Source organism: Alkalilimnicola ehrlichii (assembly GCF_003399765.1).
In the GTDB taxonomy this organism is placed as follows: domain Bacteria; phylum Pseudomonadota; class Gammaproteobacteria; order Nitrococcales; family AK92; genus AK92.
On the sequence record NZ_NFZV01000001.1, the window covers coordinates 156,233 to 176,316 of the forward strand.

The 20,084-nt window shown below is 57.7% G+C and carries 10 protein-coding genes and 3 pseudogenes; 8 read left to right on the plus strand and 5 right to left on the minus strand.

All coding sequences use genetic code 11. The annotated features are described in order from the left end of the window. Positions 1-7: 7 nt before the first annotated feature. The 3 genes from CAI21_RS00755 (at position 8) to CAI21_RS00765 (ending at position 7,660) form a co-directional block, all read left to right on the plus strand. On the plus strand, positions 8-6,070 hold the full coding sequence (locus CAI21_RS00755; protein ID WP_116300532.1) for an Hpt domain-containing protein: 6,063 nt from the start codon (positions 8-10) through the stop codon (positions 6,068-6,070). A gap of 51 nt (positions 6,071-6,121) precedes the next feature. Beyond that, the gene (locus CAI21_RS00760; RefSeq protein WP_181919202.1) at positions 6,122-7,018 is read left to right on the plus strand and encodes a chemotaxis protein CheB; all 897 of its coding nucleotides are present in this window, start codon (positions 6,122-6,124) and stop codon (positions 7,016-7,018) included. 213 nt (positions 7,019-7,231) lie between these two features. Next, positions 7,232-7,660, plus strand: a complete 429-nt coding sequence (locus CAI21_RS00765; RefSeq protein WP_116300534.1) for a chemotaxis protein CheW — start codon at positions 7,232-7,234, stop codon at positions 7,658-7,660. 71 nt (positions 7,661-7,731) lie between these two features. On the opposite strand, the pseudogene CAI21_RS25765 reads toward CAI21_RS00765, so the two are convergent. From CAI21_RS25765 to metK, 4 genes and pseudogenes are all read right to left on the minus strand, one after another. Beyond that, positions 7,732-8,454: pseudogene (locus CAI21_RS25765) on the minus strand (16S rRNA (uracil(1498)-N(3))-methyltransferase); the annotation flags it as partial. A gap of 120 nt (positions 8,455-8,574) precedes the next feature. Continuing rightward, positions 8,575-9,437: pseudogene (gene metF / locus CAI21_RS00775) on the minus strand (methylenetetrahydrofolate reductase [NAD(P)H]). Between the two features lie 55 nt (positions 9,438-9,492). Beyond that, positions 9,493-10,806, minus strand: a complete 1,314-nt coding sequence (ahcY, locus tag CAI21_RS00780; protein ID WP_116300535.1) for an adenosylhomocysteinase — start codon at positions 10,804-10,806, stop codon at positions 9,493-9,495. A 125-nt stretch (positions 10,807-10,931) separates the two neighbouring features. Further along, positions 10,932-12,110: a methionine adenosyltransferase gene (gene metK, locus CAI21_RS00785; protein WP_116300536.1), complete on the minus strand. Its 1,179-nt coding sequence runs from the start codon at positions 12,108-12,110 to the stop codon at positions 10,932-10,934. A 631-nt stretch (positions 12,111-12,741) separates the two neighbouring features. On the opposite strand from metK, the pseudogene tkt reads away from it, so the two are divergent. The 4 genes and pseudogenes from tkt (at position 12,742) to pyk (ending at position 18,648) form a co-directional block, all read left to right on the plus strand. Then, positions 12,742-14,735, plus strand: a pseudogene (gene tkt, locus CAI21_RS00790) (transketolase). A gap of 194 nt (positions 14,736-14,929) precedes the next feature. After that, entirely contained in the window at positions 14,930-15,946 is a 1,017-nt protein-coding gene (gap, locus tag CAI21_RS00795; RefSeq protein WP_116300800.1) for a type I glyceraldehyde-3-phosphate dehydrogenase, read from the plus strand. A 51-nt stretch (positions 15,947-15,997) separates the two neighbouring features. Continuing rightward, a complete protein-coding gene (locus tag CAI21_RS00800; RefSeq protein WP_116300537.1) occupies positions 15,998-17,191 on the plus strand; it encodes a phosphoglycerate kinase in 1,194 nt (397 codons plus the stop codon). 26 nt (positions 17,192-17,217) lie between these two features. Further along, entirely contained in the window at positions 17,218-18,648 is a 1,431-nt protein-coding gene (gene pyk, locus CAI21_RS00805; RefSeq protein ID WP_116300538.1) for a pyruvate kinase, read from the plus strand. 31 nt (positions 18,649-18,679) lie between these two features. On the opposite strand, the gene CAI21_RS00810 is transcribed toward pyk, so the two are convergent. Further along, complete coding sequence (locus tag CAI21_RS00810) at positions 18,680-19,576, minus strand: phosphoribosylaminoimidazolesuccinocarboxamide synthase (RefSeq protein WP_220347707.1); 897 nt, start codon at positions 19,574-19,576, stop codon at positions 18,680-18,682. Between the two features lies 1 nt (position 19,577). Between CAI21_RS00810 and CAI21_RS00815 the strand changes: the two genes are divergently transcribed. Beyond that, positions 19,578-19,940 (plus strand): metal-sensing transcriptional repressor, encoded by a 363-nt coding sequence (locus CAI21_RS00815; RefSeq protein WP_116300540.1) that lies wholly within the window; start codon positions 19,578-19,580, stop codon positions 19,938-19,940. Positions 19,941-20,084: the final 144 nt, after the last annotated feature.

Below are 20,084 nucleotides of genomic sequence, written 5' to 3' on the forward strand. Positions count from 1 at the left end.
CGAATGCATGAGTAAGCAGAGCGGAATCGATCACAGCACCCTTGGCTGGGTCAAGAGCGAGCTCGACGACACCTTAAAGCAAGCGGCGGATGCCTTAGAGGCCTATGCCGAAGATCGGGACGACCCCACCCAGCTGCAGTTTTGCGCCAACCACCTGCATCAGGTGCGGGGCATTCTCCAGATGTTGGAGTTGTTCGGTGCCGTTATGTTGGCGGAAGAGATGGAGCACGTCTCTGACGGTTTGTTGAATGGCACGGTCGAGCATCAGCAGGAAGCGCTGGAAGTGCTCATGCGTGCCATTCTCCAGACCTCGAATTATCTCGAACGGGTGCAGGCTGGCGCCCAGGATACCGCCATTTTATTACTGCCTTTGCTGAATGATTTGCGGGCAGTTCGGGGCGCGAACCTCTTGAGCGAGAGTTCGTTATTCTCGCCCGATTTGGATTCGGCAGCAGCCACTCCACGACGCCAACGTGCAGAAGTCGACGGCGTTTCCCTGAAGCAGAAAGCGCGTAGTTTACGCCATCGCTATCAGCTGGGGCTGCTCGGTTACTTACGTAACGAAAAACCGGCGGAAAGCCTCCAGCAAATGGTGGAGGTATTAGACGAGCTCGATGCGCTGTCCGCTGACGATAAAGCGGGGACGGTTTGGTGGGTTGGTGCCGGGCTGGCGGAAGCGCTCGCGGCGGAAGGGTTGCCGGATAGCACTAGCGTGAAAATGCTGCTGGGGCAGATTGACCGGTATATCAAACAAGCCGGTAGCCAAGATGTCCCTGTTTCTGCGGAGGAGGCACCGCGGGATCTAATAAAGAACCTGCTCTATTATGTGGGTCGTGCCGAACCCGTCGGTGAGCGGATTTCTGCTATTCAACAGCAGTACGATCTCAAGGAGCTGCTTTGGGACGAGCGCCAAATAGAACAGGCTCGGGCGGGCATGGCGGCGCCGAGCGCCGAGATATTCGAGACAGTCGCCGGTGCTATCAAAGAAGACTTGGCCAATGTGAAGGATGCACTCGATCTGTTCGTGCGAGGCAGCGAGCAAGGTAAGCAAAAGCTCGCCGAAGTGCCCGAAACATTAGGTCATCTTGCCGATACCTTGGGTGTTTTAGGGCTCGGGGTGCCGCGCGAAGTGGTTCGCGATCAGATAGAGGTCGTCAACGAATTACTGAACGGCACCTGCATCGATCCCGAGCAAACGCCGATGGAGATTGCCAAGGCCCTACTATTAGTAGAGTCGGCCCTGGACGGACTGAGCAAGCAGCGTCCGGGCGATGACAACGCCAACTGGCTTTTTGCTCCACGGGAAGGCGAAGAGGTAAGCCCGGGCGCTTCTGAGCAGGAGCTCGTCGAGCATGAATATCGTCAGGTGGTCGGCAGTGCGCTGGATGAAGCTATTCGCGATATCAGCCGGGCCAAAGATTCGATTGTGCAGTTGATCGAGCTAGGTGATCGCTCTGGGCTGGAGGACGTTCGCCACCGTTTTCAGTCGGTGCGCGGTGCGCTCAAAATGTTGGATATGCCGGCAGCAGGTTTAGTGGTGGCGACCGCCGAGCGCTATATTGGCGACCACCTGATCGATGCTGCCGAGCCGCCTGAGGGCGAGGAGCTTGATACCCTTGCAGATGCTATTACTGGAATCGAATATTATTTGGAAGCGGTGCGTGACGGGCGGAGCGATCCGGAACGCATCTTAGATGTAAGCTCCGCGAGCCTTGCCAAACTCGGTTACGAACCGGAGCCGGAGGAGCCCTCGGCAGAGGAGCTGCCGGCTGTCGAAATATCGGAGCCGTCCCTTGAACGCTTTGCCGAAGAGGTCGATGGCGAGTTTGGGGAAATCGAACTCGAGCCGTTGACGGAAGCGGAGTACAGCTTAGTTGACACGGCTTTGCAGGAAGTCGACCCGGAGGCCGAAGAAGACATTCCGTTGCAGCCGGCGGATCGGGTTTTCGATGCCGAGCCAATTGCACAAACGCCGCCTGCTAAACCGGCATCGACGGCTAAATCGAACACTATTAAATTCGATCTCCCGGTCCTCGGGGACGATGTCGAAGATGACATCTTAGAAATTTTCCTGGAAGAAGCCGAGGAAGTTCTCGAAACGATTCGTGAACATTATCCCCGTTGGCGAGCAAACCCCGAAGCTCGGGATGCGTTGATTACCGTTCGGCGTATGTTCCACACCCTAAAGGGTAGTGGCCGCCTGGCCGGCGCTTTGCGTTTGGCAGAGCTTGCCTGGGCGATCGAGTCCTTACTAAATCGGGTTTTGGAGGGGGCATTAGCGCCGAGCGGCGAGCTTCATCAGGTGGTGGATCAGACCGTCGACGCCCTCCCCGCCATGATTGCCCAAATTCAGGGCGGCGGCGAGCCTAGTGCTGATATCCACGACATCATGCGACGGGCGCAAGCGCTCAGAGACCACGGTGCTCTGAGTGCGGAGGTTGCCGCAGACATTCCCGCGTCGACTGCTGAGCCGGTGGACCCTATGGCGGTCGAGCCTGACAAGGAGGAGTCGGAGGCCGACGCTGAGGTTGATTTCGATCTCGATGCGTTTCTCGAAGGTGAGGTCGAGCACGAGGGAACCGAGCTTTTAGCCGAGGAGCTTGACGCGACAGAGACCGTTTCGGAGCTGGAGCCTGCCTTGTCGGAACCAGGCAATATGCCTGCGGATGGCGAATCGATGTGGGATGCTGGCGATGAGATAGAGCTGGCGGATGGGCTGTCGAGCGAGGCGGAACCGACGCTAGAGCTTGACGGCGCCTGGTCCACAACAGAGCCTTTTGAGGCTGAGGCTGAGGCTGAGGCTGAGGCTGAGGCTGAGGCTGAGGCTGAGGCTGAGCCTCTTATGGACCCCGTGCTCTATGAGATCTTCAACAAAGAAGCCAATGGGCACCTGCAGGTTGTTCGGCATTATCTCGATGCTTGTCATGCTCACAGTGACGCAACCTGCCCGGTGAGCGACGCTATTGTCCGCGCGCTCCATACTCTGACGGGCAGCGCTCGGATGGCCGGTGTCGATACGATTGCGCAACTAGGGCGTGCATCAGAGCTCTACGCAGAAGCAGCACTGGCCGCGGGGCAAGCATTTGACGCTAATGATCTTGATTTGCTGCGGCGTAGCGTTGAAACCATCGAGCTTACTGTCGAAGCACTGGGCGGCCAGGGGGAAATACCTGAGGTCGACTCCCTGTTGGAGGAAATTGCCGCTCGCCCGGAACCGGAGTTAGTCGAACCCTCCGAGATTCCTCTTGTTGAGCCGGAAGTCGAGATCGACCCCGATCTGGTGGAGCTGTTTTTGGAGGAAGCGGAAGACATCCTCCAGTTCCTCGATACCACCGTTGAGCGCTGGGAAGATGCGCCGGATCATGCGGTGACGATTGCCGAGTTGCATCGTTCGCTACATACGCTCAAAGGCGGAGCCCGATTGGCGGGTTTCCCTGCTATTGCGACCTTGTGTCATGCCTTGGAAGGTTTAGCCAACGAGGTCGGCGAGCACCGCGTGCCCGCCGACGATAGCTTCTTCACCTTGCTACACGGGTGCCTGGATCGCTTTGGCGCAATGCTACAGCAAGCGAAAGCCGGCGAGTTGCCCACATCGGCCGATGATTTGATAGAGAAGCTCGCTGAGTTGCGAGGTGCAAAGGCCGAGGCGCTGCTCGTCGATAACGCGCCGGCGCCTGATAAAGAGCTGATGGAGGTATTCCTCGAGGAAGCCGAGGAAATCCTCGATAGCACCGAAAGCCTATTGCATCGCTGGTCTCAAGAGCCGGCGGACAAGGAAATCGCCGTTGAGTTGCAGCGTGCGCTGCATACGCTCAAAGGCGGGGCGCGAATGGCGGGTTTTGCACCGATTGCCAACCTCAGTCATGCCATGGAAACGCTGCTGATTGGCATGTTGGATAGCAGCGAGCAGCCTACACCGGCTCTTTTCGAATTGCTCGAATACGTTCACGACCGCCTCTATAGCCTGCGGGAAAAAGCCGAGCGTGGGGAGCCGTTAACCGAGGCCAACGACCTTCTTCGCTCGATCGAGCGTTTGCGCGAGAGCGATGGGGCCGGCGAGGCGATACCGTCTGCTTCGCCGCCCACGGGCGCAGAGGTGAGGGCGCAAGCGGCAGCGGAGGAGGCGTCGTTTATTCCGGCCTCCGCGATCGTCGAGCAACCGGCCGGAGATATTGAGACGCCGAAGAACCGGAAGGCGGATGCGACAAGCGGTCAACACGATGCCGTCCGCGTTCGGGCCGACTTGCTGGATAATCTCGTTAACTACGCGGGTGAAATCAGCATTTACCGTGCGCGCCTCGAGCAGCAGGTTGGCGCTACCCGTTTCAATTTGACCGAACTCGATCAGACCGTAAATCGTTTGCGCGAACAGCTGCGGACGTTAGAGATCGAGACGGAAGCGCAAATTCTTTATCGTTTTGAGCGGGAGAACGAAGGCGACAACGGCCGTGGGGATTTCGATCCCCTAGAGCTCGATCGCTTCTCGCATATTCAGGAATTGTCCCGCGCGCTCAGCGAAAGTGTTAACGACTTGCTCAATATCGGCGGCATGCTCGATCACCTCTCGCGTGAATCGGAAACTCTCCTGCTGCAGCAATCTCGGGTTAATACCGAACTCCAAGACGGTTTAATGCGAACCCGGATGGTCCCGTTTGCTAATTTGGTGCCGCGTTTACGGCGGGTAGTCCGACAAACGGCGCAGGAACTTGGCAAACGCTGCCAACTGAAGGTACAGGGTGCCGAAGGCGAGATGGACCGGACTGTACTGGAGCGTGTGGTCCCGCCTTTGGAGCATATGTTGCGCAACGCCGTGGCTCACGGCATCGAAGTGCCGGAGGCACGCAGCCGTGCCGGCAAAGCGGAGGACGGCACTATCGTCGTCAGGTTTGCCCGCGAAGGCGCTGATGTGGTGATCGAGGTCAGCGATGACGGTGGCGGGATGAATCTTGAAGCGATTCGCGCCAAGGCCATCGCTCAGGGACTGATGAGCGAGAACTCGGAGTTAGCAGATCGCGAGATCATGCAGTTCGTGCTGGAGTCGGGCTTTAGCACCGCCGAGCAAGTGACGCAAATTGCCGGCCGCGGTGTCGGTATGGACGTTGTTAATGCTGAGATTAAGCAGCTTGGCGGCGTGCTCGATATTGATTCGGCGGCAAACCAAGGTACCCGTTTTACCGTCCGTCTACCCTTTACCTTGGCTATCAACCAAGCGCTGTTGTGCCAAGCCGGCGAAGATGTTTATGCCATTCCGATTTCCAGTATCGAAGGCGTGGTACGGGTCAGTCATGAGCAATTAGAAACCAGCTTTGAAGACAGTGACGATGCCTTCTATAGCTACGCCGGTCAGCGTTACGAGCTGCGGAGTCTGTCGCGGATTCTTGGTTTGGGCGAGCCGGTCTTGCCCGGCTCAGGGAAGCGGGCGCCCATTATCTTGGCCCACAGTGGCGATCACCGTTTAGCGCTGCATGTGGATGGCTTATTGGGCAACCGCGAAATCGTTGTGAAATCGGTCGGGCCGCAGATCAGCACGGTACCGGGCATTTTCGGAGCAACGATTCTGGCCGACGGTCGCGTCGTTTTGATTCTTGACGTTGCCACGCTGGTGCGCTTGGAAGCTGCGGGAGGGCGTAGCGAGCCGGCCGACACGGCTGTGGCGGAAGAGGTAACGCAAGCTGCCGAAGAAACGGGACAGCAGATGATTATGGTTGTCGACGACTCGATCACCATGCGTAAGGTTGCCACCCGACTCCTGGAGAGAAACCGTTTTGCGGTATTAACGGCGAAAGACGGTGTCGATGCGGTCGCGAAGCTACAGGAACAGATCCCCGATGCGATGTTGCTTGATATCGAGATGCCGCGTATGGACGGGTACGAATTAGCGACGCACATGCGGAACGACGAGCGTCTGAAGCGGGTGCCGATCATCATGATTACCTCAAGAACTGGCGAGAAACACCGTCAGCGGGCGATGGATATCGGAGTTGATCGTTATCTCGGCAAGCCTTATCAGGAGAGCGACTTGCTCAGTAACCTCCAGGATGTGCTGGAGGAGAAGTCTAGCGGCGACTAAGCGATGGTTGCCTCCAGGGCCCGAATCGGAATACTCGGAACTCGGCCGGGTGTGCGTAGCGACCTAAAGGCGCAACTGGAGGCTCGCTCCATCGAGGTTGTGCTTGAGGCGACGCTGGCCAATGTCGTTGCCGGCAAAGCCTCGCTGATCGAGGCCGAGGTGTTATTACTCGATTTGGAACGGGCTGGCGACAAAGACCTGGATGTGCTGGATGAGTTGCTTGAATTCACGCCGGTGCCGATGGTGTTTTTCGACGGCAGCGGTAGCGACAGTCCGGGGTGGTGGGCGCGATTTGCGGAAAAGCTGTTGCAGACGGTGCAAAGGCAGCGTGCTGCGCATTTGGACCAACCCTCCTCATCGCCGGCTCTTCTTGTGGGCGGGGCTTTGCGCGTTTGGGTTTTAGGCGCTTCCTTCGGCGGCCCTGACGCCCTCAAACGCTTCTTTGGCGCGCTGCCCGATTTACCTGGTGCGGCGCTGATCGTCGGCCAACATATCGGCGACGGTTTTGTTGAAGTCTTGGCGGCCCAACTTAATCGAGCCGGTCGTGTGCCGGTTGTACCGGCAGCCGAAGGCGTGCGCCTGCAAGCCGGTTTTGCCTATGTGGCGCCGGTTGGCCAACGCGTGGTCATTGATTCGAGCGGCTCTTTTATTTTCCGGCCGGAGCCGGAGCGGCTTGCCTATAGTCCGTCGATCAATGCAATCATGAATGAAGTGGCGATTCGTTTCGGGTCGCGGTCAGGTGCTATCGTCTTCACCGGTATGGGCGATGATGGCGCTTTGGGGTGTCGAGCGATAGCGGAGGCCGGCGGCGAAGTCTGGGTACAGGAGCGCAGCAGTTGCGCGATAGACAGCATGCCTGCTTGCGCGGAAGCAACCGGTGCGGTTCGGCGTAGCGGTCCTCCGGAAGCCTTGGCGAAGGCCTTGCTCGCCTCCTTAACGGCCTCTTGAACGGTTTTTGCCGCTGACGTCCGTCAGGCAATGCCGGGAAAAGGCGTTTCCAGATGCGTCGCCGCTCGCCGCCTTGCCGAGGGGCGTGGGTCGAGCACTGGAGAGAGCTTGTCCGCAGGTGGGCAGTACGACGTAATGCCGGTAGCTTATTGCCGGAAAGGAAACAGGACTTATGAGCGTTGACACGACGGCCGTACGTAGCCTTTTTTACCGATTGAAGATGCAAATCTTTTGTTGCCAGGGTCTCTGGTAGCGGAAGTGACCACTTATGTCGAACCGACGGCGGCCGGGGTGGGTTTCCCCGACTGGGTATTGGGCCAGATTGTATGGCGTGGGCAACAGCTTTTCTTGGTGTCGTTCGAGGCACTCGTTGGCGGTCGGGTGTCTAGTACAGCTGCAAGATCGCGAATTGCGGTCGTAAAGGGCGTAAGCGGTGCGCCAGGGTTGGCTTATTACGGGCTGGTGACGCAGCAGATCCCGCGGTTAGCGACGGTTGCCGAGGGAACTATAGAAAACCTTGATGACGACTCTTCTGAATTGGGGGAGGCGGTGAGCGCGCAGGTGCTGGCGAACGGGGAGCCGGCGCTAATTCCTAATTTAGATTATTTGGAACAGGAGTTATCTCGCCTGACGGGCCGCTGACCGTCCTGTCAACAGGCGGTTGCCGATAGGGTGCGATGGCGGGAGGGTTGGGCTGGGATTCCGTCAGCTCAGGTCGCCGTGGAGCGCTTGAAGTGCGGCGAGTGTTGCGATCCCCGCCGTTTCCGTGCGCAAAATCCGTGGCCCGAGCCGTAAGCGGTGGCAACCTTGCTCTGCTGCGGTACGAATCTCGCTGTCAGTCAGCCCGCCTTCCGGCCCTATCAATAGAGATATTTGTCGATTCGCTGCTGTTACGACGTCGCATAAGCGGGTATTGCCGGTCGGGTCGAGAACTAAGCGGTAGCCGGTATTCAATGCGGCCCATGCTTGCGCTAGCGGAATGGGGGCAGTAGTTCGGGGATGCGATTACGCCCGCTTTGTTCGCATGCCGCGATAATAACGCCCTGCCAGTGGCTGTGTTTTTTCTCTAAACGCTCTCCTTTCAGCTGTACGACGCTGCGCTCGGTAAAGACCGGTAGGATTCGCGTAACGCCCAGTTCCACGGCTTTTTGGATAGTGAAATCCATTCTTTCGCCTTTCGATACCCCTTGCAGCAGCGTAACGCTCAGCGGCGACTCTACTTCTCGGTCAAGGAAGCTTTCTACTTCGACGACTACTTCCCGCCGCTCTAGCTGCCGCACCCGTGCGGGATACTCTCCGCCGGTACCGTTGAACAGCACCAACGGATCGCCGTTGCGAAGGCGCAGTACGCGTAGATGATTGGCCGGCGAGCCCGTCAGGGTAACTTCTTGTCCGGGCTCAAGCGCTGTGTCGACATAAACGCGGGGGTTTTTCATCAGGGTATCTTGGTAGGGATGGTAGTCGTTCTGCGGTCGGTTAACGGCCGATTATTTGCCGATAGTGTCCTGAGGGGGGAGCATAAGCGGCGGGCGTTCCTACGCCCGCCACCGATCGGTTTATGCGGCCGCTTTTGGCAGCCCTAGATTATGCCAAATGGTTTCTATCACCGGAGCTTGGTTCATCGTATAGAAGTGTAGCCCCGGGGCGCCGGCGTCGAGCAGTCGCAGGCACATTTCGGTGACGAAGTCGGTCCCGAAGGCGATGATCGACTCTCTATCGTCGGCGAAGGCTTCAAGCCGCTTGCGCAGCCAGCGCGGAATTTCCGCGCCGCAGGCATCGGAGAAACGCGCCAATTGCTTGAAGTTAAGGATGGGCATGATGCCTGGCACGATGGGCAGATCCACGCCGAGTCGCTCGCATTCGTCGACAAAACGAAAGTAGGCGTCGGCGTTGAAGAAATACTGACTGATGGCAGCATCGGCCCCGGCATCGACTTTGCGTTTAAAGTTGCGCAGATCCGCTTCCGCATTCTCCGCCTGCGGATGAAACTCGGGATAGCAGGCTACTTCGATCGTGAAATGATCGCCGGTCTCGGCGCGGATGAACTCAATGAGTTCGTTGGCATAGCGAAACTCGCCGGCCGCCTGAGTTCCGGAAGGAAGATCGCCCCGCAACGCGACGAGGTGGCGAATACCCTTGGCGCGGTACTGATCGAGAATTTCCCGAATGCTGTCGCGGGTCGAGCCGATGCAGGATAGATGCGGGGCCGCCTCGATCCCCGAATCCCGCTGTATCTCTACAACGGTTTCGAATGTGCGATCGCGTGTCGAGCCGCCCGCGCCGAAGGTGACGGAAAAAAGCGCGGGTTCAATGCCGCCAAAGTATCTCGCGTGCTTCTGAGATTGATCACGCCTTGTTCGGTGCGCGGCGGGAAAAACTCGAAACTGAACGTTCGCGGGTATCGCTGTTGTGTCTTCATGTGTTGATCTGCGCGTGCCGGTCGTGGGGACGGCGGCCGTGGGCCGCCCGCGATCTCAGTAACGGTAGCTGTCGTTCTTGAACGGGCCATCGACAGGAACGCCGATGTATTCCGCTTGTTGAACGCTAAGCCTCGTCAGTTTGACGCCGATCCTGTCCAGATGTAGCCGTGCCACTTTCTCGTCCAAGTGTTTCGGCAATACGTAGACGGTATTCTCGTACTCGCCGTGGTTCGTCCATAGCTCGATCTGCGCCAACACTTGGTTAGTGAAAGAGTTGGACATTACGAAGCTCGGGTGGCCGGTGGCACAACCCAAATTCACCAATCTGCCTTCCGCTAACAGGATAATCCGCTTGCCATCCGGAAAAATGATGTGGTCGACTTGCGGTTTGATGTTTTCCCACTTGTATTGGCGCAGCGCGGCGACATCAATTTCGTTGTCGAAGTGCCCGATGTTGCAGACGATGGCCTGATTCTTCATTTGCTTCATGTGATCGTGATTGATCACATGATAGTTGCCGGTCGCGCTTACGAAGATATCCGCAACCGGCGCGGCGTCTTCCATCGTGACGACGCGATAACCTTCCATGGCCGCCTGTAGGGCACAAATGGGGTCGATCTCGGTTACCCAGACCGTGGCGCCTTGGCCGCGCAAGGACTGCGCGCAGCCTTTGCCGACGTCGCCGAAACCGCAGACGACGGCAATTTTGCCAGCGATCATGACATCGGTCGCACGCTTGATGCCGTCGAGCAGGGACTCTCGGCAACCGTAGAGGTTGTCGAACTTGGATTTGGTGACCGAGTCGTTGACATTGAAAGCCGGGCACTTCAGGCTGCCTTCGCGCCCCATTTCGTATAATCGAAGCACGCCGGTGGTGGTTTCCTCGGACACGCCGCGGATCTCTTCCAGCAGTTCCGGATATTTATCGTGCACGTATTGTGTGAGGTCGCCGCCGTCGTCAAGCAGCATATTCGGCTTCCAGCCGTCGGGGCCGAACAGCGTTTGTTCGATGCACCACCAGTACTCTTCCTCGGATTCGCCTTTCCAGGCAAAAACGGGTACGCCGCTAGCTGCGATGGCTGCTGCTGCGTGATCTTGAGTCGAGAAAATATTGCAGGAAGACCACCGAACCTCTGCACCCAGTGCGGTAAGCGTTTCAATGAGTACGGCGGTTTGTATCGTCATATGTAAACAGCCGGCAATACGCGCCCCTTTTAGAGGCTGCTGGTTGCCATACTCATCTCTTAGCGCCATCAACCCCGGCATTTCGGTTTCAGCGATGGCAATTTCCCGCCGTCCCCAGTCGGCTTGGCTAAGGTCGGCTACTTTGTAATCCGCTTCGACTGTGCTCATTGGTTTGGTGCTCATAACCCGGTATTCCCTTTCGTGAGGAGTGGTGCCGCTATTGTTCCTTTGCGCGGCCTGGGACGACGCGGCGTCCTTTATTCTGGGCGTTGCGACTCCCGCCGTTATGGCGGGAGTCTTTCTACCTGTTAGGCGTCTGCGGCAACGGGTTTAAGTCCGGCAGCTTCTCGTAAAGCTTCGGCTTTGTCCGTACGCTCCCAGGATAACTCCTGTTCTTCGCGTCCGAAATGTCCGTAGGCCGCTGTGCCTTGATAGATCGGCCGCGCCAAGTCGAGCATACGGGTGATGCCGTAAGGCCGTAGGTCGAAGAACTCGCGCACGAGTTCGGTGATGCGGTTTTCCGCTAAGCGGCCGGTACCGAAGGTATCGACGCTGATCGACGTCGGTTCGGCGACGCCGATCGCGTAGGACACCTGGATTTCGCAACGATCCGCCAGTCCGGCGGCGACGATATTCTTTGCGACATAACGGCCGGCATAGGCTGCGGAACGGTCGACTTTGGACGGATCCTTGCCCGAAAAGCAGCCTCCGCCATGGCGCGCCATGCCGCCGTAGGTGTCGACGATAATCTTGCGGCCGGTAAGGCCGCAATCTCCCACCGGGCCGCCGATGACGAAGCGGCCGGTCGGATTGATATAAAAACGGGTGTCTTTGCTCAGCCACTGCTTAGGCAGCACCGGACGAATGATTTCGTCCATCACCGCTTCGCGCACGGTTTCGGTACTGACATCTTCGCTGTGCTGGGTCGACAAAACGACGGCGTCGATAGCGACAGGGCGTCCGTCTTCGTAGCGTAACGTAACCTGGCTCTTGGCGTCCGGGCGTAACCAAGGAAGGGCGCCGCTATGGCGGAGTTCCGCCTGCCGTTTAACCAGTCGGTGAGCGAAGGTGATGGGGGCCGGCATTAAAACGTCGGTTTCGTTGGCTGCGTAACCGAACATCAGCCCCTGGTCGCCCGCGCCCTGCTCTTCCGGTGCGGATCGATCCACACCTTGTGCGATATCGGGCGATTGTTTGCCGATACAATTGAGTACGCCGCAGGTTTCCCAGTCGAAACCCATTGCCGACGAGTTATAGCCGATTTTCTCTACAGCGCGCCTGGCGACCTCTTCGAAATCGACGTTAGCACGGGTAGTGATCTCGCCCGCCAGAATAATTAACCCAGTCTTTACTAAGGTTTCGCAGGCTACCCGTCCATTGGGATCCTCTGCCAGGATGGCGTCAAGGATCGCATCCGAGATTTGATCCGCCATCTTGTCCGGATGTCCTTCCGAAACCGATTCCGACGTAAAGAGGAAATCGCTCACCCTAATCCTCCTCCTGAAGCCCCGCGACGTGCGGGCGGTTGAAGTGTCGATTGATGCGCTAGTGCAAGGTCGTCGGCAATCCCAGACGCCGAACGCATAATTGTAGCGATAGCGCAGGCATTTTGCGACCGCAGCAAGCAGTTAATAATGACGTGTAATCGCTGATCGGCCTCGATTGCTTCGATGCGGTCGAGGCATCCTAATGCGCTCCGGTTTTGCTTTGCGCTTGCTCCCGATGAGAAACTTCGGGAAAATTCGCGGTTTAACCGGGGCCAAAGATAAATACGCTGTGCGAATGCCGCAGCGTACCGAGCCAGCGTATGATGGGGCTTAGGCTCTGGTTCGGGATGCGAATTCGCAGTAGATCCTGATCCTCACTATATGGGAGCATCCCGCGTCGTCAAAGGCGTGAGAGCCAGGTTCGTGTTATTTTTTGCACGTTACCTGCCGCGCGCCAGCGGAAAACGTCGAAGACTGAGCGCTTCACCGAGGTGTCGGGGGCTTTTTCTGAGCTGCTTTGGCAGCGCTCTCGATAAGCGGGGCGGGCCTTTTTACGTTTTCCATTTAAGCATTTGCGTGCGGGGTGTTGTGCCCCGACGATATTTTTAAACCATCGGGAGATACGCCTGTTATGCCATCGCGCCGAGAACTCGCCAACGCCATTCGCGCCTTGAGTATGGATGCGGTACAAAAAGCCAAGTCCGGTCATCCAGGGGCGCCGATGGGCATGGCGGACATCGCCGAAGTGCTGTGGAACGACTTTCTCAAGCACAACCCAGCCAACCCCCGTTGGTTCAACCGCGACCGGTTTGTCTTGTCGAACGGTCACGGCTCTATGTTGATCTACAGCCTGTTGCATTTATCGGGCTACGACCTCTCGATGGACGACCTGAAGGATTTCCGGCAGCTGCACTCGAAAACACCGGGGCATCCGGAATATGGGTATACGCCGGGTGTCGAAACCACGACCGGCCCGCTTGGGCAGGGGTTGGCAAATGCTGTGGGTATGGCGCTAGCGGAGAAGGTGCTTGCGGGTCAGTTCAACCGCCCTGGGCACGAGTTAGTCGATCATTTCACCTATGTGTTCCTCGGCGACGGCTGCTTGATGGAGGGGATTTCGCACGAAGCCTGCTCCTTGGCCGGTACCCTCGGCTTGGGCAAGCTGATCGGTTTTTACGACGACAATGGAATTTCTATCGACGGTAAGGTCGAAGGTTGGTTTACCGACGATACGCCAAAACGCTTCGAAGCGTATGGCTGGCACGTCATCCCTAACATCGATGGGCACGATGCCGAAGCGATTAAACGCGCTATCGAACAAGCCCGTGCCGTTACCGATAAGCCTACCTTGATCTGCTGCAAAACGATTATCGGCTTCGGCGCTCCTAATGTCTGCGGCACTCACGGTGTGCATGGTGCGCCTTTGGGCCCGGAAGAGATCGCTGCTACCCGGGAGTTTCTGGGCTGGAACCATGAACCGTTCGAAATGCCCGAGGACATTTACGAGGCTTGGGACGGTAAGGCCCGCGGCGCGAGGGCGGAAGCGGAATGGCAGCAGGTGTTCGACAATTACAAACGAGCGCACCCGGAGTTAGCTGCCGAGTTCGACCGTCGTATTCGCGGCAAGTTGCCCGGTTCCTGGCAACGTTTGGTCGATGAAAGTCTCGATGCGATCAATAAGGAAGCGGCCACCATCGCTTCGCGTAAGGCGTCCGAGAATGCTTTGAACGCGTTTGGTCCTTATCTGCCGGAGCTGCTCGGCGGTTCGGCCGATTTGACCGGTTCCAATAACACCAAGTGGAAAGACTGCACGCCGCTGACCAAGACCGCTGCCGACGGTAACTATGTGTTCTATGGCGTTAGGGAATTTGCGATGTCGGCCATCATGAACGGTGCTGCCTTGCATGGGGGCTTTATCCCCTATGGCGGGACCTTCCTGGTGTTCTCCGACTACGCGCGCAATGCGGTTCGTATGGCCGCTTTGATGAAGTTGCGTAGCGTGTTCGTGTATACCCATGACTCCATCGGCCTCGGCGAGGACGGTCCGACGCACCAACCGATCGAGCACTTGGCATCCTTGCGCATGATTCCCAGCATGAGTTTATGGCGGCCTTGCGATGCGGTTGAATCGCTGGTGGCCTGGCAAGCCGCGATTGAACGCAAAGACGGCCCGACTTGCTTGATCTTCTCGCGGCAGAACTTACCTCACCAGGAGCGCGACGCCGCTCAGCTGAAGAATGTGCGTCGCGGCGGTTACGTTCTGCGCGATTGTGAAGGCGAGCCGGAGGCTATTCTCATCGCCACGGGTTCCGAGGTGGCGTTGGCGACGGCGGCGGCCGAAAAGCTTAACGGACAGGGGCGTCGGGTGCGCGTGGTGTCCATGCCCTCAACGGATACCTTCGAAGCTCAAGACCCGGCGTACCGCGACGAAGTCTTACCGCCGCAGGTGAAAGCGCGGGTTGCCGTTGAAGCGGGTGTCCCGGATAGCTGGTTGAAGTACGTGGGGCTCGAAGGCCGCGTCATCGGTATGACCACGTTTGGCGAATCGGCACGCGCGCGCTGTTCGAGCAGTTTGGTTTTACCGTCGACAATGTCGCGGAAACGGTTGCGTCCTTGTTGAAATAGGAAGCATAAAGCGAGGTCGCGCCGTGGACGCATTGCGGCGGCGCGAGCGCTTGCCTCGTTGCCGTCAAAGTCTTCTCTAGGTCGGACGAATCGCCATATGATGCAAGAGTGGGGTGTTAAAGAGGGCAGCCTCCTCTTTGGTCGCGCCCTATTCTGGCTCGTACAGGCGTTTAGCGATGGCGGAGGGCGAGGAGATGGCGATAAACGTTGCAATTAATGGTTACGGGCGTATCGGGCGCAACATCTTACGCGCTCTGTATGAATATGGTCGCACGGACGAGATTCGTATCGTTGCCGTCAACGATTTGGGCGATGCCGCTACCAATGCGCATCTGACGCAGTTCGATACCGCGCACGGTCGTTTTCCCGGCACCGTCAACATCGACGGGCAGGCCATGCGGGTTAATGGCGATACGATACAGGTTTTTGCCGAACGTAATCCTGCCGAGTTGCCATGGGGCGACTTAGGCGTCGATGTCGTACTCGAATGTACGGGATTGTTTACGAGTCGCGAAAAAGCGGCAGCGCATATCGCTGCGGGTGCAAGAAAAGTCATTATATCCGCGCCGGGCGCTAAGGACGTCGATGCTACGGTCGTGTACGGTGTTAATAGCGATCGTTTAAAAGCGTCCGACGAGATTATTTCCAATGCATCGTGTACGACCAACTGCCTTGCGCCTTTGGTCAAACCGTTGGCGGAAAGTGTCGGGCTCAAACAGGGCTTGATGACAACGATTCACGCTTACACCAACGATCAAGTGCTGACCGATGTTTACCATAAGGATTTGCGGCGGGCGCGTAGTGCAACGATGTCGCAGATCCCGACCAAAACAGGTGCCGCTGCGGCCGTTGGCTTGGTTTTGCCGGAGTTGCACGGCAAGCTGGATGGGTTCGCCGTCCGCGTACCGACAATTAATGTCTCGATGGTCGATTTAACTTTTACCGCCGGTCGCGAAACGTCGGCGGATGAGATTAACCAAGTAATGCAGTCTGCCTCGCAAGGCGTCATGAAAGGAATTGTCGAATATAACGATTTACCGTTGGTTTCGGTTGATTTTAACCATAACCCGGCTTCGTGTATTTTCGATTCGACGTTGACCAAGGTGGTCGGTGACGGGAGCTTGGTGAAAGTATGTGCTTGGTATGACAACGAGTGGGGTTTTTCCTGCCGAATGTTGGATGTCGCCGTTGCCTTGATGAATGCTCAGTAAACTTACAGAACCCGGCGGAGGCCGGGTTCTCGCTTTGTCAGGAATCAGCTCATGACCGTAATTAAAATGACCGATCTGGATCTTGCGGATAAGCGGGTGTTGATCCGCGAAGATCTTAACGTTCCCATAAAAAACGGCCGAATTACCGACGACACCCGCTTGCGTGCGTCCCTGCCGACGATTCGTCACGCGCTGGATGCCGGCGCACGGGTTATGTTAATGAGTCACCTGGGGCGGCCAAAGGAAGGTGTGTTCAGCGACGAGTTCTCGCTTGAGCCGGTGGCCGACTACTTGAGTAAAGCGCTGGGGCGCGAAGTACGTTTAGAGCGCGACTGGTTAGACGGCGTTGAGTTGGAGCCGGGCGATCTGGTGCTTTGCGAAAACGTTCGTTTCAACAAAGGCGAGAAGGCGGACGAAGAAGAGCTGGCGCGGACGATGGGCGGTCTATGCGATGTATTCGTGATGGACGCTTTTGGCACGGCCCATCGCGCGCAGGCCTCGACCCACGGTGTTGCCAAGTATGCGCCGATTGCCTGCGCTGGGCCGTTGCTAGCGGCCGAGCTGGACGCGCTCGGGAAGGCCCTAGAGCGGCCGGCGCGGCCGATGATCGCTATCGTCGGCGGTTCTAAAGTATCGACCAAGCTGACGGTGTTGGAGACCTTATCCCGCCAAGTCGATCAATTAATCGTTGGTGGCGGTATCGCAAATACCTTTATCGCTGCTGCCGGGCATCCGGTCGGTCGGTCTCTTTATGAACCCGACTTGGTGGACGACGCGAAGCGCTTGATCGAATCGGCGCGCGCTCAAGGGGCGGAAATTCCGGTGCCGACCGATGTTATCTGCGCCAAAGCGTTTGCCGAAGATGCCGATGCGTTTTGCCGGCGGGTGGAAGATGTCGAGGAGGACGACTTGATTCTCGATATCGGCCCGGAGACTTCGGAACGTTATGCCGCCTTATTGAAACAGGCAGGCACGATCGTCTGGAACGGCCCGGTCGGTGTGTTCGAATTCCATCAGTTTGGCGACGGTACCCGTAGCTTAGCGGAAGCGATTGCCGCAAGTTCCGCTTTTTCCATTGCCGGTGGCGGAGATACCTTGGCCGCGGTTGCCCAGTATGGCGTTGGCGATAAGATTTCCTACATTTCCACGGGCGGCGGGGCTTTTCTTGAGTTCTTGGAGGGTAAGATTCTGCCTGCCGTTGCCGTGCTCGAAGAGCGTGCGCAGGAGCAAACGGCCGCCGTTTAACTGCGGGAAATGCCTGGGAGGCACGGATGCCGAGGCGTACGAAGATCGTTGCTACTTTAGGGCCGGTGACCACGCAACCGGACGTGCTTGCCGAGATGCTGCGAGCCGGGTTGGACGTGGTCCGGCTCAACCTTTCCCACGGCGACAGAGTGGCGCATTGGCAGCAATTGCAGTTGCTGCGGGAAGCCGCGCAACGCGAAGCGCGTTGCGTCGGTATTATGCTCGATTTACAGGGGCCAAAGATCCGGATCGAGCGGTTTCGGGAAAAAGCGGTGGCCTTGAAAAAAGGCAACCGCTTTATCCTCGATGCCGAGCTCGCCACCGATGCGGGAGACGAGCGGCGGGTTGGCGTCTCTTATAAAGGTCTGCCCGGAGACGTTGCGCCGGGCGATATCTTACTGCTCGACGACGGCTTGTTACGGTTGCAGGTCGAGCGGGTCATCGGCTCTGAGATTCACACCGAAGTCTTAGTCGGCGGGCGGCTTGCCAACAGCAAAGGCATAAATCGCTTGGGTGGCGGTTTGTCGGTCGCCGCGTTGACGGCTAAGGATCGGGAAGACATCCGATTCGCTGCGGAAGCGGGGGCGGATTATCTCGCCGTTTCTTTTCCTCGTAACGCTGACGACATCCACGAGGCACGGCGCTTGTTGCGCGAGGCCGGCGGTCATGGCGGTATTGTGGCGAAGATCGAGCGGCGCGAAGCGCTGGATCATTTGGACGCTATTATCGACGCGTCGGACGCTGTCATGATCGCTCGCGGCGACCTGGCGGTGGAAATTGGCGATGCCGAACTGGCTGGTGTGCAAAAGGATCTATTGCAGAAAGCACAAACCAAGGATTGCGTCGTTATTACGGCCACCCAAATGATGCAATCGATGGTGCATAGCCCCCAGCCGACGCGGGCAGAGGTATTGGATGTCGCTAATGCGATATTGGATGGAACCGATGCCGTTATGTTGTCGGAAGAGACCGCTGCCGGCGAGCATCCTGTCGCGGTGGTTGAGGCCATGGCGCGGATATGTCAGGGTACCGAGCGTTATCAGCGCTTCCACCGAGGGCGAGAGCAGGGGCGAGGGTATCGCTATGTCGACGAAGCCATTGCGAAGGCCTCCATCGATACCGCTAATCGCTTACAAGTAAAGGCAATCGCCGCGTTCACCGAGTCGGGTTCTACGGCTCTTTGGATGTCCCGCATCGGGACCGAAGTGCCGATTTATGCCTTTACTCGCCATGACGCGACCCAACGGCGATTGAGCTTATACCGTGGCGTGTATCCGCGGCGGTTCGATATTACCGAAGCCGATCACTCGCAGGTTAATCGCGAAGTGGTCGGACAATTGGAGTCGGAGGGTGCGGTCGCAACGGGCGATTTGGTGATAATTACCAAAGGCGATCTTGCGGGTGTCGAAGGAGGCACCAACACAATGAAAATTGTCCGCGTTGGTGCCGTACCTTAATGGTGTTCGTGCGCTGTTCGTCGTTGCTTCTTCAATACTGGATCAAGCGCTCTTTGGCTTCGCGATATTTTGCTGCGGTCTGTTCGAGAATCGACTCGGGCAACCGTGGTCCAGGGGCTTTTTTATCCCAGTCCAGCGTTTCGAGGTAGTCGCGCACAAATTGCTTATCGAAGCTTGGCGGAGAGATGCCTTCTCGGTACTCGCTGGCGGGCCAGAACCTGGAGGAATCGGGCGTTAGCGCCTCGTCGATGAGAATCAGTTGGCCGCTTTCGTCGAGGCCAAACTCGAATTTCGTGTCGGCAATGATTATGCCTCGCGCTGCCGCATAGCGAGCGGCCTCTTGATACAGCTGAATGCTGATGTCGCGGATTCGGAAAGCGAGATCCGAGCCAATACTATCGACAACGTGGTCGAAGGCGATGTTCTCGTCATGGTCGCCGACAGCGGCTTTGGTCGACGGTGTAAAGATAGGCTCGGCCAGTTGTGCCGCCTGTTGCAAGCCGGAAGGAAGCTGGATGCCGCATACCGCGCCAGCGTTCTGATAGTCTTTCCAGCCGGACCCGATCAGGTAGCCGCGAACGATGGCTTCGACCGGTAAGGGAGACGCGCGGCGTGTGACAACGGCACGCCCGCGTACTCGCTCGCGCTCGGACGCGTCGGCGATGACGGCTTCCAACGGTACGTCGAGTAAATGATTGGGTACGATATGACTTAACCGTTTAAACCAGAAGCTCGAGACGGCGGTTAATACCGCACCTTTGCCGGGGACCGGATCGGGTAAGATAACATCGAAGGCGGATAGCCGATCGGTGGTAACGATCAACAGCCGTTGCTCGTCGATTGCGTAAACGTCTCTCACTTTGCCGCGATGGAGTAGCGGCAAGCTTTTTAGTTCAGACTCGTATAGGGCGCGGGGAGCTGTGGTCATCATGCTTCCTGTAAACTGCGGAGCTTCCGTTAGTTATAGCGTCAAGGGACTATTGTACTGCGTTCAATGGAGAGAATGTTATGGCTGCAATGCTGAGTCCAGCCGAAATTCAAAAAAAGCGCTGTTGGCGCGGTTGGCGCGGATTGAAGGACAGATCCGCGGAATACGAAGAATGATCGATGAAGACGAAAGCTGCGAAGCCGTAGCCCAGCAATTGGCCGCGTCGCGGAAAGCCTTGAATAAGGCGTTTTTTGAAATGATGGCGTGCGCGATGGAGCAAGGTATTGACCCTGACCGCGAGCTGCCGGGGGATTCCCGCGATACGCTGCATGAGCTGACGCGCTTGCTGGCCAAGTACGCTTAGCCGCTCTACGGCCGGCGGTTGCTGAGGACGACAAGCTTGCGGCATGGCGTGCTTCTCAACTTCTCACGCTTCGTATCGCCGGAGCGGTAAGGTCTTGCCGGTCCTGCGTCGAGGTCGTTCCGTAAACAATCTGCCTGACGCGGG

What these genes read in the sequence shown, in the direction of transcription:
- CAI21_RS00755 (WP_116300532.1), top strand. Translation starts at nt 8, where the DNA reads ATGAGTAAGCAGAGCGGAATCGATCACAGCACCCTTGGCTGGGTCAAG.
- ahcY (WP_116300535.1), bottom strand. Translation starts at nt 10,806, where the DNA reads ATGAGCACCAAACCAATGAGCACAGTCGAAGCGGATTACAAAGTAGCC.
- gap (WP_116300800.1), top strand. Translation starts at nt 14,930, where the DNA reads ATGGCGATAAACGTTGCAATTAATGGTTACGGGCGTATCGGGCGCAAC.
- CAI21_RS00800 (WP_116300537.1), top strand. Translation starts at nt 15,998, where the DNA reads ATGACCGTAATTAAAATGACCGATCTGGATCTTGCGGATAAGCGGGTG.
- pyk (WP_116300538.1), top strand. Translation starts at nt 17,218, where the DNA reads ATGCCGAGGCGTACGAAGATCGTTGCTACTTTAGGGCCGGTGACCACG.
- CAI21_RS00810 (WP_220347707.1), bottom strand. Translation starts at nt 19,576, where the DNA reads ATGACCACAGCTCCCCGCGCCCTATACGAGTCTGAACTAAAAAGCTTG.
- CAI21_RS00815 (WP_116300540.1), top strand. Translation starts at nt 19,578, where the DNA reads ATGCTTCCTGTAAACTGCGGAGCTTCCGTTAGTTATAGCGTCAAGGGA.